Source organism: Dyadobacter sp. HNCC25DJ184 (assembly GCF_056895215.1).
Genome location: NZ_JBXHAQ010000009.1, coordinates 1 through 15,006, shown reverse-complemented (window position 1 = coordinate 15,006; position 15,006 = coordinate 1). Strand labels below are relative to the sequence as shown.

Genomic DNA, 15,006 nt, shown 5'->3' with positions numbered 1-15,006 from the left:
ATGTCATCACTTTTTGATTTAGTGGGCAATACCCCTCTCGTTGAGTTAAACAGAATTAATCCGAATCCCAATGTTAAGATTTACGGTAAACTAGAAGGGAATAACCCAGGTGGAAGCGTAAAGGATCGGGCAGCATATAGCATGATAAAAGGCGCAGTAGATCGAGGAGAAATCGCTGCCGGAACCAAGCTGATTGAGGCCACAAGTGGTAATACGGGGATCGCGCTGGCAATGATGGCCAGGCTATTTTCAATTGATATTGAGCTGATTATGCCTCAAAATTCGACCCGTGAGAGGGTGTTAACCATGGAGGCTTTCGGAGCAAAAGTGATATTAACCGAAACAATGGAAAGCGCGAGGGACTATGCAGAAGAACAGGCCTCGACGGGTGCATATGTCATGCTCAATCAGTTTGCAAATCCTGACAACTGGAAAGCTCACTACAATACCACTGGCCCGGAAATCCTGCGCGATACCGACGGAAAAATCACACACTTCGTTTCGTCTATGGGCACAACCGGAACAATTATGGGCGTTTCGACTTATTTGAAAGAACAGAATAGCGACATTCAGATTGTAGGCTGTCAGCCTACTGATGGCTCGAGTATACCCGGTATCAGAAAATGGCCGGAAGAATACTTACCAAAGATCTTTGACAGATCAAAAGTAGACCGGGTTATAGAAGTGAGTCAGGAAGATGCTACGAATATGACCAGAAGGCTTGCCAGAGAAGAGGCTATTTTCGCGGGAATGAGTAGCGGGGGGGGCGTTTGGGGAGCAGTTAAACTGGCTCAGGAAATAGAAAAAGGCATTATTGTAACGATCATCTGCGATCGTGGTGACAGATATTTGTCGAGCGATCTTTTTGGTTGAAATTATCCCTCTTTTGAATTCAAGATACAAATCTGAAAGAATTCAAAAGAGGGATAACTGTATCAGAACCAGCCAGATCCAAGGTTTCTGAACGGCCATGGAATAGCAACCAGCATGATGATCAAGCCCAGCACATAAAAGTAAAGAATCGTCCGGTGCTTCGCTGCACCAGAAAGTTTCTTTGATTTTATTCTTCCGATTGTGATCAATACGATCGCGATCACCATCATAAAGACGTGTTCAATAGAGAAGTATCTGAATACCTTTTCACTCAATAAACTGAAATTAACTTTTGGACTCAATACATAAAGTATCAGGCCGATCAGGAGTTGGGTATGTGTAGCAATAAGCGCAAACAGGTATAACTTGCTATCTCCCTGAGCATTGGACTGCCATTTGGAATATGCTGTAAATATGGAAGCAATCAATAATGCCAGGACGACATAACGTAAGCCTGAGTGGGCATGGAGAAGAATATTCATTTAGAGTCTGGTTATGGTGACAACTGTATGGTTACAAAGGTAATCCTCCGTCGTTCTTCTCCCAAATAATTAATTGCCTGTTATCTGCCTTCTCACAATTATTAGGCCGACAACCATAATTGCCCGATCTTTGCATCGAAATAACATAAGCATCATGATTACATTTAATACAACCTATAATGTAAGCCCCGAAATCGAAAACGAATGGCTGGCTTATATGAAATCCAAGCATATCCCGGCAATTTTGGCAACAGGCTTAGCGACAGACGTTAAGCTCTTACGTTTACTCACCGAAATCGAAACGGACGGCATTACGTATACCAACCAATTCAGCTTCAAAAACATGGCCGATTTTCTATCGTATCAGTCAGATCATCAACCACTTATCATCGATACGCATCATGAAATTTTCAACGGCCACTATGTCTCTTTCCGGACACTTCTTCAGGAGGTGTAGAATAATACCGACAGAATCTGAAAACTAAGGCGACATTCATAAAACCTTAATTTTAACTTGACATTCCGGTAATATTTCGTTTTATTCACTCTACATTTCTGCCTTAAACCCCGGAGGCATCAGACAATTGAAGAAAAGGATAACCGAATTTGAATGTGTTTGTTGAATCATTTGCGGGGCAGTCAGGCAGGAATTGTAAGTATTGTTTTACCTTAAACCATAGTGCTTATGAGACTGCAGATGCAAGCAATTCACTTTGATGCGGATCCAAGATTGTTGGAATTTATTCAGCAAAAACTCGATAAACTAGACACATTCTATGACCGAATAACAAGTGGTGAAGTGTTTTTGAGGTTAGATAAAAATGAAAATGCGAAGCTTCATACCAAATTACTGGAAGTGAAGCTTTATGTGCCGGGAGGAACAATGTTTGTGAGAGAACAAGGTACTACCTTCGAAGAGGCGACGGACCTGGCAGTGGATACTTTAAAAATGCAGGTTAAAAAATTTAAGGATAAGAAGAATAAGGCAAGGGCTCCAAAAATTGTTGACGGTGTTGTTGTCGAAGAAGAGGAAGAACTTCTTGTACTCACGAACGAAACAGAGGAATAATCTAAATATAAATCTAATGTAAGGAAGCCGCGCCAAGCGGCTTCTTTTTTTAATATCAGGCAGTTGGCAGTGAAAAACTAATTCATCAATTTTGCAGCATAACTGACTAATTTTATAAACTATGGATATTGAGCCGGTAGTAGGCGCCTCATTTGAGTATGCCTTTTCATTTACACAGGAACAGGTAGAAAAATTCGCAGAATTGACGGGTGATAATAACCCTCTGCATTTGGATGCCGAGTATGCAGCCACAACTCCCTTTAAGCGTCCGATTATCCACGGAATGCTGAGTGCAACCGTTTTTACAAAAATATTAGGTACACAGTTTCCTGGTTTCGGTTCGGTATACGTAAAACAGACTTTAGAGTTTTTACGCCCGATGTTTGTGGATACAGATTACAAAGTAATATTCACGATACTAAGCATCAACCCGGAAAAGCATCTTGCCGAAATTGGAGGTGATATAATTGATGGCACTACTAAAAAAGTTACCGTGAAAGGTGTGGCTACGATGATTAACAAAGAAAAATTTTAAAAAAATAAGCCCGACCTTCAAGGCCGGGCTCTAATTTCTCAGTGTGTTTTTAACAACTATTCTCCAGCGTTCTTTTTGTCCTGAACCTCTGAACGAATTTCCTGAGCTAAAGTTTTAAGATCCTGCATTCCTTTACGAACACGAGTTCCAGCGGCTTGGTTTGCCTTGTTATAAAACTTATCGAAGTCTCCTTCCAATGAAAGAATCAATTCTTTTACTTCATCAAATCTTGCCATTTGTGTATTTGTTTTTTAGTTTAAATAGTGCCTCTAACAAGCTAGAAACGCATCTTTTGACCGAAATTTAGTAATTAAAAACATTTCCGCAACCCAAAAAACAAAAAAAAACAACCCTAAAATACAATAACGGTTCGGTCACAACCTTAATCATCTGTACATCAGAAGGTTATACAAAACCAAAACCTATTTAACGGAGCAATAAAAAAGAGGGCATGTTTCCAAAAATGCCCTCCAATGCTTATTTAGCCCATATTTTGCTATACTTCTTCCTGAACTTCTTCGATCTGATAAACTCTGTTTTTAAGTTTATCGGCAAGGGTTGTGAAGGCGTTTAGCGTATATTCTACGTCTTCCAATGTATGGGAGGCCGTAGGGATAATGCGCAACATGATTTGTCCCTTCGGAACAACAGGGTATACAACAATTGAACAGAAAACACCCATATTCTCGCGAAGGTCTCTCACCATACGAGTAACCTCAGGAACTCCACCTTCACTGTGAAGGAAAACAGGAGTCACCGGTGACTCCGTTTCTCCGATGTTAAATCCGCGAGAACGAAGACCGTCTTGCATTGCCTTTACGTTTTCCCAAAGTTTCGTACGCAACTCAGGCATTGTTTTAATCATCTCCAAACGCTTACGGCAACCTTCAACATATGGCATTGGAAGCGCTTTCGCATAAGTCTGAGAACGCATATTGTATTTCAGGTACATGACAATCTCCTCATCGTCTGAAGCAATAAATGCCCCGATAGCAGCCATGGATTTTGCAAACGTAGAGAAGTAAAGATCTACTTCTTTCTGAACGCCCAACATTTCACCAACTCCAGCCCCGGTTTCACCCATTGTTCCGAAGCCGTGTGCATCGTCTACCAGGAGTCTAAACTCATATTTCTTTTTTAATTCTACAATCTCTTTCAGGCTCCCTACTTTTCCGGACATTCCGAAAACTCCTTCAGTGATCACCAATACCCCACCACCTTTTTCCTCAGCCATTTTGGTAGCTCTCTTCAGGTTCTTTTCAAGGCTAACCATATCGTTATGGTTAAACTTATAATAAGCACCCATTTTAGCTTTATGCAAACGAATTCCGTCGATCAGACAGGCATGTGACTCCGCGTCGTAAACGATTACATCTCTGTGATCGCAAATACATTCAATCGCTGACATGACACCCTGATAGCCGTAGTTGAGCAAAAAAGCATCCTTTTTCCCCACAAATTCAGCCAATTCCTTTTCAAATTGCTCATGAAGGGTTGAATTACCTGACATCATCCTTGCACCCATCGGATAAGCCAATCCCCACTTTGCAGCAGCTTCAGCATCCACCTTTCTTACTTCCGGATGATTTGCCAGGCCTAAATAATTATTCAGACTCCAGTTCAGCACCTCGCGTCCCATAAATCTCATTTTGGGACCCAATTCGCCTTCAAGCATTGGGAAAGAAAAGTAATGATGGCTGTTGAGCATTTTGGCCGGTGTACCGATTGGTCCGGAGTTGTTGTGCAATTTCTCAAAAATATCCACTCGCTTCTAATTTATGTGGGTAATCAATCTTTTAAATGTTAGATAAGTGCAAAATTAAAAAAAATAACCTAAGTTTAATAGGCACCTAACAATCAGCCCTAATGTAAGTTAGAAAAATTACGATTTCTTACCACTAAAAATGCTATTATTTTGGTTAAATCGAATCATTGTAAATTTGTAGTATGTTGAAAATAAAAAAGTTACTGATTGCTAATCGTGGCGAAATTGCCCTGAGAATCATGAGAACCGCTCACGAAATGAATATTGAAACAGTAGCCGTTTTCAGCGAAGCCGACCGACTTTCACCTCATGTTAAATATGCCAGGGAAGCAATTTGCATTGGCCCTGCACCAGCATCAGAATCCTATTTAAATATTCCGAAAATTCTTTCCGCGGCCATGATTACCGGCGCAGACGCGATCCATCCCGGTTACGGATTTTTGTCCGAGAATGCCGGGTTTGCAAAACAAGTCGAAGAAACGGGGTTGATTTTTGTTGGTCCCTCCTCTTCTTCCATTGAAATTATGGGGAGCAAGCTGTCAGCGAAACAGGCAGCAGCGCAATATCATATACCACTCGTTCCTGGTACCGCCGAAGCCATTGACGATCGCGACGAAGCCAGGCTAATCGCCGAACAGATTGGATATCCGGTTCTGATCAAAGCCAGTGCAGGAGGCGGCGGTAAAGGTATGCGTATTGTAAATGATTCAAATGACTTTGACCAGCAAATGGATCGTGCTATTAGTGAGGCACTTTCTTCGTTTGGCGACGGTTCTGTTTTTATTGAAAAATACATTGTCTCGCCCAAACATATAGAAATCCAGATTTTGGGTGACCAACACGGCAATATCATTCACCTTTTCGAGCGTGAGTGTTCCATTCAAAGGAGACATCAGAAAGTGATAGAGGAAGCTCCCTCTGTATCTATAAGCGAAAGTGTGAGAGCTGAAATGGGACGATGCGCGGTCGCGGTGGCAAAATCATGCGGATATTACGGTGCTGGCACAGTGGAATTCATTGTAGATCAGGAAAAAAACTTCTATTTTCTGGAAATGAATACCCGGCTTCAGGTGGAACATCCTGTCACGGAGCTCATTACAGGTATTGATTTGGTCAAACAAATGATATGGATTGCAGAGGGGAAAGCACTTTCGTACAAGCAGGAGGATATTACTTTCAGAGGTCATGCAATAGAATCCAGAGTATATGCAGAAGATCCTGCCAATGATTTTCTGCCTGATGTTGGCACGCTGGCAACGTATTCTATACCAAAAGGTAACGGGGTTCGAGTGGATGACGGTTTCGAGCAGGGAATGAATATTCCCATATATTATGACCCGATGATTGCCAAATTAATCAGCTATGGCGAAAACCGGGAAGAGGCAATCAGCAAGATGATAAGAGCGATTGATGAATACCAGATCAGTGGCGTGAAGACCACTTTACCATTCTGCCGTTTTGTAATGCAACACTCAGATTTTCAGGACGGAACTTTCAGTACTAATTTCGTAAAAGAACATTTCGAGCCGTCTTTTCTAAATCCGGAAGCTGCCGACAACCTAAATTCATTGGCCGCTGTCTTCACCGCATTTCTCGCAGAAAAAGACAAAAACGCACCTTTGCGGAGTCAACCGGCTCAAAGGGAGGCAATATCCAATTGGAAAAGAAACAGGCTTGGCGCCTAGGCGTAAAAAAAGACTTGCTTTTGCCTGAAAAATTCACTACTTTTGCGCACTTAATTTTTATAATGGCTGAGTTATAAGTTAGTTAATTCATAATTCAGTGCGATTTATGTCAGTAACACAAACTGCAAATCTCCTTTTGATAAAGACGGCGACCACATTGATCAAGACAATTTTCACATCCTCAAAAGGAAACAAGTCGCTGCAATATTCCTCTTTTTTCTGACTGACTCTCGATAAATACTGATAATCCGGCTATGAAGCTATCTGAATTTAAATTTGATCTCCCCCAAAGTCTTATTGCACTTCATCCCTCTGATCGCGGCGAGTCGCGCCTGATGGTCGTTCACCGCAAAACCGGAGAAATTGAGCATAAAACTTTCGCCAACCTCATCAACTATTTTGACGATGGTGATGTAATGGCGATCAATGATACAAAAGTATTCCCGGCACGTCTTTTCGGTCAAAAAGAGAAAACAGGAGCAAAAATTGAGGTTTTCCTTCTAAGAGAATTGAACCGCGAAATGCGTCTTTGGGACGTTTTGGTAGATCCTGCACGTAAAATAAGAGTAGGCAATAAATTGTATTTCGGCGATAGCGACCTGGTTGCGGAAGTAATTGACAATACTACTTCACGCGGAAGAACAATCCGTTTCCTTTATGACGGCGATAATGACGCTTTCATGAAACTAGTTGACGAATTGGGAGAAACACCACTTCCTCCGGAAATCATTTCACGTCGCAAAGTAGAAAGTGCTGACCGTGAGCGTTTCCAGACCATATTTGCTGAGCATATCGGAGCCGTTGCTGCGCCAACAGCTGGCTTGCACTTCACCAAAGCAATGATGAAACGTCTTGAAATTAAAGGTGTGGATTTCGCACCCATCACACTACACGTCGGCCTGGGAACCTTCCGTAATGTTGACGTAGAAGATTTAACAAAGCATAAAACCGATTCTGAGAACTACAAAATCACTCAGGAAAGTGCAGAGATCGTTAACAAAGCGATCGATAAGAAAAAACGTGTTTGCGCTGTCGGCACTACATCTTTGAAAGCAATCGAATCATCTGTTTCGGCAAGCGGTCACCTGAAAGCAGTAGAGGGATGGACAGACAAATTTGTTTTCCCTCCATACGATTTCAAAATCGCGAACGCTATGATTTCAAACTTTCAGCTCCCTGAATCAATATTGTTGATGTCGGCCTGTGCGTTTGGAGGATATGACCTTGTGATGAAAGCCTACGAATTAGCCATCAAAGAAAAGTACAAATTCTTTACATATGGCGACGCAATGCTGATTATATAATATAGCCTAAAAAGTCATAAATTGTCATTTACAGAGTGGTTCGCCATGGATGTAAATGACTTTTTTCGTTTGATAGCTGGATACTCTTTTGTTTGTCACAACGACTCGAAGACACAAATATATTAAACAGTATCTTTTGGCCTATCAGCCTAATCAAGTTGGGCTAAATCATTGAATTACAAACCTAAAAACCAAAAGCTAGTAGCTAACGGCTAGTAGCTAACAGCTCCAAATGAGTCAAGAGTTTGCAATACTAGTCGCCGGTGGGAGCGGTAGTCGCATGAAAAGCGATATCCCAAAACAATTTCTGGAGGTAAACGGCCTGCCCATTATTTTTCATACGATCAAGGCTTTCAGAAGTTATTCGGAGGACCTCGAATTGATTATTGTTTTACCGGCAGATCAGTTTGCTTTTTGGAAAGCACTATGTAAAAAATTTAAATTCAGTATCCCCTGTAACTTAGTCGCCGGGGGAGCCACCAGATTCAATTCCGTCAAAAATGGGTTGAACAGCATCACTACTGAGACTGGGTTAGTAGCGGTGCATGATGCCGTAAGGCCAGTTATCAACGCCGAGATTATTGCAAATAGTTTTAAAAGTGCTGCAATTAACGGGACAGCCGTTGTAAGTGTCCCGTTGAAAGACTCCATACGTTCGATCCGTGAAAATGACCGGAACCAAGCCGAAGACCGGTCTTTGTTCCGTATTATCCAAACTCCGCAAACCTTTAAATTGGAATGGATGCGTAATGCCTTCGCAGTTGAATATCAACCACTTTTTACAGATTGCGCAAGTGTGTTGGAAATGGTCGGATATCCCATCCACCTCATTGAGGGTTCATATGAGAATATCAAAATTACGACACCGGAAGATCTAAAATGGGCAGAAATTTATCTGGCAAAAAGTTGATCTTCTAATTTAAAACAAGATGATATGACTTACCGAGAGCTTATTGCCATAAGACTCCACAACCTGCATATCACAGGAGAGTCGCCTCTTTCAACTTCCGAGATAGTCTCAAAATTAGGAGCAATTCAGGCGCAGGACTATGCAGGTGCCAAATGGTCAATTGGACTTAGGTTATACGGCTCAACAGAAACGGATATAGACAAAGCTATTGCTGATAGATCGATCATCCGAACCTGGCCTATGCGAGGCACTCTTCACTTTATTGCCGCCGAAGATGCCCGATGGATGCTGAAATTGCTAACACCGCGTATCATTTCAGGTATGGCTGGACGGAACAGACAACTGGAACTGGATGATGTTATTTTTGCCAAAACTCAGGATTTACTGATATCTGAAATGGAAGGCGGCAAGCAGTTGACTCGAGGCGAAGCCTACACGATTTTTGAGAAAAATGGAATTAACCCGGCTGGTCAGCGAGGCATTCACATCCTGAACTATCTTGCTCAAAAACAGATCATATGCCATGGGATTCATAATGAAAAACAGCCAACATATGTATTGCTCGACGATTGGCTCCCCTCCTCAAAAGTAATAGAAGCCGACGAAGCACTCGCCGAAATTGCATATCGCTATTTTTCGGGCCATGGCCCGGCGACACTTAATGACTTTGTATGGTGGACCGGATTGAAAATTTCAGACGCAAAAAAAGGTCTCCAATCCATTGAATCAAAACTGACATCCTTTGAAACAGATGGCATTACCTATTGGATGACACCCGAACTGCCTGATTCACTATCCACGAAATCAGTACACTTGCTTCCAGGATTTGATGAGTATATGCTGGGATACACCAATCGCACTTTAATGGTTCCGCAATCTCACATCGCCAAGATCGTTCCTGGAAATAACGGAATGTTTATGCCAACCATTGTGGTCAATGGAGAAGTAAAAGGCATTTGGCGTCGTACCTTAAAGAAGGACAAAGTGCATATCGAATTGCTCCCATTTGACAAACTTGGGAAAGGTGTGCTTGAAAAATTAACAGTTGCAGCGAAACGGTATGCGCGGTACTTGGAGAAAGAGCTCATTTAGACTTACAAGGTCTGAATACCTGGCAAGTCTGTAATTGAAGTCTACAACCATTTATCAAACCACGCGAAAGCATCAGCTTGCATCTGAGCATCAAATTTATGTTCACCGTCGTAGAATCTGGCCTGATATTTCTCCGAAGCTCCAGCCTTTTTATACACTTCTCCTAAAATCTGATCCGCTTTTTTCATTTCCGGAAGTGTATATAACTCATCCTGGTTATTGTTCTGCACTAAGGTCGGCAACGGCGCTCTCAGGCCTAGTATTTCCGGGAAATTGATATACTTTGGCAGAAGTGGGGTATATGTCATCCAGGTATGCGTGTAAGATTTATTCAAAATCAAATCTGCCCATGTTGTCATAAAACCCACAGAAACGGCACATTTAATTCTTGGATCCAGACCTCCGAGATATACCGTTCTCAAACCGCCGCCAGATAATCCACCACAACCGATTCTTTCAGGATCTACATCTTTTCGTGCCGCTAGTATATCCAGCGCAGTTTGATCCTCCGACAGAAAAACGCCGGGCCAGGTAGTCCCGGCACAAAAAAGCGACTTGGACATGACATGCTCATGCGCGCCGGACCACGCGTTATATTTTTCAATATGCTCGATGTTTTCAGGATCGGCGTCGGTTTTATCTTTGACATTCAACTCTCCCCAGTCCAGGCCGGATACATCTTCATAATATACGCGACGGCTCCCAAAAGCGAATGCGTCGTGAACCAATACCACATATCCCCTTTTCGCAATCTCATTTGCCCATGCCTTTCCCCCATAATCCGTCTTCTGGTGATCCAGGAGCAATGGATGCTGATCATCGGAAGTCTTTACAATTTTACGATACCCAAAATATTTCTTCCCGGCGTGATCGTGCAAACCCAATATTGCTGGCAATGGTTTGGTAACACCCTTAGGTTTTAAAATAACCGCCTTTGTACGGCGGCCATATGGAAGTTGCCACGAAATTTCCTCTATATCAAGCCCATCATAAGTATACCTTTTTTCAACAGTCACTACCGGTACTCCCTTTCGCTCCGGACTTGATATCAATTCTTTGGTTTTGTTTACTGCTTCCTTTCGCCAAGCCCCTATATCAGTCCAACGGGAATGTCTAAATGATAACGCCGGAATATCCTCCACCAAACCAGTGGCCCACTGGCCATATGTTCCGATAATGCTTTTTTGTGACATATTTGAAAAGGAAAAAGGTAATGGTTCCTCAGAATATTGTGATGGGAATCCAAGAAAAGGAATGCCAGCAATAGGCACCGCGGTTTTGAGAAAATCTCGTCTCCCTTGAAAATACTGCTCCGATTCCTGACCCATTGTTACACTTTGATAAAAATCTTATTGCGATAAAGAAAGTACAGAAATAACCAGACAAGAACAGTGGCTCCCAGTGCATTGAATACATCATGGAACGCGGGAGGGCTATATTTATAAATACCTTCAAACAACAGTCGAGACGATTCGCCAAAATCGACAAACCGGAAAGCAAGGTATATGGCAAGCGAATTCATACCGATCACCCGAAAGAAAAACGACCATCGCACGTGTCCCTTGACATCAATGATCCAGTAAAATACCGCTAGGAACAGAAAAGCCATGCCACCCGTCAGCATAATAAAAGAACTCGACCACAAGTGCTTATTGATTGGAAATACCTGTCCCCATAAAACTGCCAGCACTAATCCTGCAGCACCGAAAGATAACAATGTCAGTACCTTTTGATTGGATGCTTTTTGTTTCAATAATATTTGACCAGCCAATGTTCCAAAAAGTGTCAGGCATATGGCAGGGAATTGGGTTAGAAGTGCAAGCTCATCATAAGTCCCTTGTTTCAGTCTTCCGGGCATAAATGTTCTATCGATCCATCCAACCAGATTCCCTTCAAACGAAAAATCACTTCTTCCAAAGCCGGGAGCAGGTATAAATGCAACAGCGATATAATACAAGACCAGCACCGCCAAACTAATGTATAATCTTTGTTTGAAATCGAAGCGGAGAAATAGCAAAGTACATACAAAAGTCGCTAGCCCAATTCGCCCTAAGACACTCCCGTAACGGATATGCGCGGGGTCGAATAAGTCAATGGGCGCGTTTTTATCCAATATTCCCAAAGCAATAAGAACCAGCATTCGCCAGAATACTTTTTTGATAAGAATACTTCGGTCAATACCCTTTGCAATACCAGATGATAAACTAAAAGCAAGAGACGTCCCGGCCAGAAACAAAAACAAAGGAAATATGAAATCGTAAAAAGTGAATCCGTGCCACTCAGGGTGTTCCAATTGCATGGCAATCGTATCTACAAAGGCTGATCCCGTCTTGCCTTTTAACAAATATATAAACTGCCCGCCACCCGCGATCATCAACATATCAAAACCTCTCAAAGCATCAATCGATGCCAAACGCGTGGACTGGCGTTTTTCTAGTTGCTCTATAACTGGCGATACTTCGGTCATGGGTTTCGATTTTTATCAATCTTTATTCAGGACTTCATTTTTACCTAAGCCTATATACGCACTTCAATTCAAAATGTTCAGGTATTCGTCAAACCTAAATATCGGTCAAAACCTTATCAGGAATCAAAGAGGCAGAATTTTCATCCAGAAAAAAACTACAAAATGGATGTGCTTGTAAAATACTCGCCGGATATTGATTATTAACTTCCTGCGTCAAACTGTTTCTTACCGCTTGAGCCTTTCGTCCATCAGGCACAGAACAAACGATATGTTTGGACTTCATAATCTGCTTTATCGACATACTAATAGCTTGTTTGGGAACTTCCTCAAGTGAAGAAAACCAGCCTTCTCCCAACTGTTGCAAACGACAGGCCTCATCCAGGTTTACGACAATATACGGATCATCTGTTTCAAAATCGGCAGGCGGGTCATTGAACGCCAAATGCCCGTTCTCCCCTATTCCAACCAATGCAACATCGATAGGATTGGCGCTGATTTTTTCATTCAATCTACTTAATTCCTGATCAATATCCTCTTCCCCGTTGATAAGGTATACCTCACTCAGAGGCGCAACTTTTTCGAGAAACCGCTCCGTAAGATATTTCCTGAAACTGGCCGGATGGGTAATCGACAACCCTATATATTCATCCAAATGAAACATTGTCACCCTGCCCCAATCAATTCCATCCTCAGAAATCAATTGAGTCAAGGTCTCAAATTGGCTTGTGCCGGTTGCCAATATCACGTTGGCTTTCCCATTTTCTGAAATAGCCTCTCTGATCAGCTGCCCTGCGTATCTTCCGGCTGCCTTTCCAAGCCGTTCCTTGTCTGGTGAAATATTAATTTTCATTATTCACGCTGTGGTTTCTCAATTAATTTGATTCCTTTTCAGGATTTTACGCCTGTATTACCGCCGTCTTTCATCGATATATCAACCGGCTTGTTGGATTTCCAGGCCCCTCGTGTGAAGTCAGGGATATCAATCGAATTCGAACGGTTCTTCACCGACCACTCACTCAAAGGCGATATTACACTCCACGAAGCAGCATCATACACATCCTGGTCCAGTGGCAAGCCATTACGAAGACAATCGATCAATCGCCAGTCCATCAGAAAATCCATTCCACCATGTCCTCCCACTTTTTTTGCCAGCTCGCCTACTTTCTTGACGATTTCGGGCCGATATTTTTCTTCCAAAATCTTAAACTCGCTTTCACTTACCCACTCGTGTCCCTGTGCAATTCTCCCGGTCAGGGCGTTTTCAGGCAAAGGATATTTCTGTGCAGATCCCTTTGTTCCGCTAATTGTATGAAGACGCGAGTATACTCGTGGAGATGAAACATCATGCTGAAGCATAATCGTTTTACCTTTTGCTGTTCGGATGGTCGTGGTATTCATATTTCCCCGGAACTTCTTATCCGCGAACTCTTTGAAATCCGAATTGCTGGCCGCTAGCTTTTTTGCTTCTTTCTCCAACATGAAATCGTCACTTGCCATGCTGACCAGATAGTTCATTTTGTCTCCTCTATTGATATCTAATATCTGAGCCACAGGACCAAGTCCATGTGTAGGGTATAAATTCCCGTTGCGCTCATTCTCTCTCAGACGCCACAGGTCATATCTTTTGGTAGTATCAAAAAGTGAATCAAAAATATCATGGATATATGCTCCTTCCGCGTGTACAATCTCCCCGAAATAGCCCTGACGCGCCATGTTCAGCGTCAGCAATTCAAAAAAATCGTAGCAACAGTTCTCCAGCATCATGCAATGCTTCTTGGTCTTTTCGGACGTATCCACCAACTTCCAGCATTCCTCTACAGTAATTGCTGCAGGAATTTCCACAGCCACGTGCTTGCCGTGCTCCATCGCGTAAAGAGCCATTGGCGTATGGAGACTCCAAGGCGTGCATATATAAATCAGATCTATGTCATCACGTTCACAAACTTTCTTCCACTCATCTTTCGACCCTGAATAAAGTTGTGGCTTATGCGTAGTTGCTTCGAAAGTCTTGGCGGCTTTTGTAGCCTGATCCGGCCTAATATCGCACAACGCCTTCACCTCGACATTGTCTATGTGAATGATTCTTTGCACCGCTCCACCTCCCCTGTTACCTAACCCTATATATCCAATCCGAACAGTATCGATCTTAGGAGCCGCATATCCTGACATGTTGAACTCGGCAGGTCGAGAGACCGAATCTATCTTCGGTCGAAATTCCCCAAAACCTGAACCAAGTACACCAAAGCTTCCTATACCCGTAATTCGTAAAAAATCTCTTTTTTTCATACCGTCTCACTGTTAGAATTTACTCAGACACGACCGCTAAAAGTATACCCAGAATATCTATGTTGAAAGCAATTTAAAAAGAATTTTAAACAACTAAAATGCCGTATTAAACAAATAAGATAAATAGCGGTAACGTTAACGGTCAAAATCTTGCAAAATATTAAAAGGCGTGCTAATTCCGGCAATTTCACATCAGTAAGGCTACATAAATTCTTTAAAACCATTAAGGAAGGTCGCTTGGAATACTGTCCACAACTAACTTAATCCGCGAGAGGTCAGAAAGTTGAAAAAATATCGCAGCACTCGTTTACTTCTTTCCTCTTTCGACATACGAGGTACTAAGTCAAGCAATCACGAAAAATATAGAAGCCTTTAAAAGAGAAGCCTACCAAAATAAAAATGGACAGGCTATTGAGAATGTAGCATAGGAAACACGGGTATCTTGAGTGCTATTGAAACACTCTACCGCATTTATAGCTATTGTTATAGTGGGGAGTAGGTGAGATAATTGCAGGACTGACTTGGCAAGAGTCTAACA

General features: G+C 42.3%; 15 protein-coding genes. 8 read left to right on the top strand and 7 right to left on the bottom strand.

From position 1 onward, the window contains the following. A complete protein-coding gene (cysM, locus tag AC1XUD_RS14805) occupies nt 1–873 on the top strand; it encodes a cysteine synthase CysM (RefSeq protein WP_483361799.1) in 873 nt (290 codons plus the stop codon). 62 nt (nt 874–935) lie between these two features. Here cysM and AC1XUD_RS14800 read toward each other — a convergent pair whose 3' ends face one another. Continuing rightward, a complete protein-coding gene (locus AC1XUD_RS14800) occupies nt 936–1,355 on the bottom strand; it encodes a cytochrome B (RefSeq protein ID WP_483361798.1) in 420 nt (139 codons plus the stop codon). Nucleotides 1,356–1,509: 154 nt separating this feature from the next. On the opposite strand from AC1XUD_RS14800, the gene AC1XUD_RS14795 reads away from it, so the two are divergent. The 3 genes from AC1XUD_RS14795 to AC1XUD_RS14785 all read left to right on the top strand — a co-directional run bounded on the left by AC1XUD_RS14795 (nt 1,510) and on the right by AC1XUD_RS14785 (nt 2,959). Further along, a complete protein-coding gene (locus tag AC1XUD_RS14795; RefSeq protein WP_483361797.1) occupies nt 1,510–1,812 on the top strand; it encodes a DUF4286 family protein in 303 nt (100 codons plus the stop codon). Nucleotides 1,813–2,040: 228 nt separating this feature from the next. Next, nucleotides 2,041–2,424, top strand: a complete 384-nt coding sequence (gene hpf, locus AC1XUD_RS14790; RefSeq protein WP_483361796.1) for a ribosome hibernation-promoting factor, HPF/YfiA family — start codon at nt 2,041–2,043, stop codon at nt 2,422–2,424. 121 nt (nt 2,425–2,545) lie between these two features. Further along, nucleotides 2,546–2,959, top strand: coding sequence for a MaoC family dehydratase (locus tag AC1XUD_RS14785; RefSeq protein ID WP_483361795.1), 414 nt, complete (start codon nt 2,546–2,548; stop codon nt 2,957–2,959). A gap of 56 nt (nt 2,960–3,015) precedes the next feature. Here the strand turns inward: AC1XUD_RS14785 and AC1XUD_RS14780 are convergent, their stop codons facing one another. Together AC1XUD_RS14780 and AC1XUD_RS14775 are read right to left on the bottom strand one after the other, a co-directional pair. After that, a complete protein-coding gene (locus AC1XUD_RS14780) occupies nt 3,016–3,195 on the bottom strand; it encodes a histone H1 (protein WP_483361794.1) in 180 nt (59 codons plus the stop codon). A gap of 260 nt (nt 3,196–3,455) precedes the next feature. Further along, nucleotides 3,456–4,724 (bottom strand): aminotransferase class I/II-fold pyridoxal phosphate-dependent enzyme, encoded by a 1,269-nt coding sequence (locus AC1XUD_RS14775; RefSeq protein ID WP_483361793.1) that lies wholly within the window; start codon nt 4,722–4,724, stop codon nt 3,456–3,458. Between the two features lie 182 nt (nt 4,725–4,906). Between AC1XUD_RS14775 and accC the strand changes: the two genes are divergently transcribed. The 4 genes from accC (at nt 4,907) to AC1XUD_RS14755 (ending at nt 9,715) form a co-directional block, all read left to right on the top strand. After that, complete coding sequence (gene accC, locus AC1XUD_RS14770; RefSeq protein ID WP_483361792.1) at nt 4,907–6,409, top strand: acetyl-CoA carboxylase biotin carboxylase subunit; 1,503 nt, start codon at nt 4,907–4,909, stop codon at nt 6,407–6,409. A 254-nt stretch (nt 6,410–6,663) separates the two neighbouring features. Further along, on the top strand, nt 6,664–7,713 hold the full coding sequence (queA, locus tag AC1XUD_RS14765) for a tRNA preQ1(34) S-adenosylmethionine ribosyltransferase-isomerase QueA (protein WP_483361791.1): 1,050 nt from the start codon (nt 6,664–6,666) through the stop codon (nt 7,711–7,713). A gap of 232 nt (nt 7,714–7,945) precedes the next feature. Further along, complete coding sequence (locus AC1XUD_RS14760; protein WP_483361790.1) at nt 7,946–8,623, top strand: 2-C-methyl-D-erythritol 4-phosphate cytidylyltransferase; 678 nt, start codon at nt 7,946–7,948, stop codon at nt 8,621–8,623. A 24-nt stretch (nt 8,624–8,647) separates the two neighbouring features. Continuing rightward, entirely contained in the window at nt 8,648–9,715 is a 1,068-nt protein-coding gene (locus AC1XUD_RS14755; protein WP_483361789.1) for a winged helix DNA-binding domain-containing protein, read from the top strand. 41 nt (nt 9,716–9,756) lie between these two features. Here AC1XUD_RS14755 and AC1XUD_RS14750 read toward each other — a convergent pair whose 3' ends face one another. From AC1XUD_RS14750 to AC1XUD_RS14735, 4 genes are all read right to left on the bottom strand, one after another. After that, nucleotides 9,757–10,908, bottom strand: a complete 1,152-nt coding sequence (locus tag AC1XUD_RS14750; protein ID WP_483361788.1) for a prolyl oligopeptidase family serine peptidase — start codon at nt 10,906–10,908, stop codon at nt 9,757–9,759. A 137-nt stretch (nt 10,909–11,045) separates the two neighbouring features. Then, nucleotides 11,046–12,182 carry an acyltransferase family protein gene (locus AC1XUD_RS14745; RefSeq protein WP_483361787.1) on the bottom strand — a complete coding sequence of 379 codons (1,137 nt, stop codon included), beginning with the start codon at nt 12,180–12,182 and terminating at the stop codon, nt 11,046–11,048. Nucleotides 12,183–12,276: 94 nt separating this feature from the next. Beyond that, the gene (locus tag AC1XUD_RS14740; RefSeq protein ID WP_483361786.1) at nt 12,277–13,032 is read right to left on the bottom strand and encodes a glucosamine-6-phosphate deaminase; all 756 of its coding nucleotides are present in this window, start codon (nt 13,030–13,032) and stop codon (nt 12,277–12,279) included. Between the two features lie 38 nt (nt 13,033–13,070). Next, a complete protein-coding gene (locus AC1XUD_RS14735) occupies nt 13,071–14,468 on the bottom strand; it encodes a Gfo/Idh/MocA family protein (RefSeq protein WP_483361785.1) in 1,398 nt (465 codons plus the stop codon). Between the last annotated feature and the right edge of the window lie 538 nt (nt 14,469–15,006).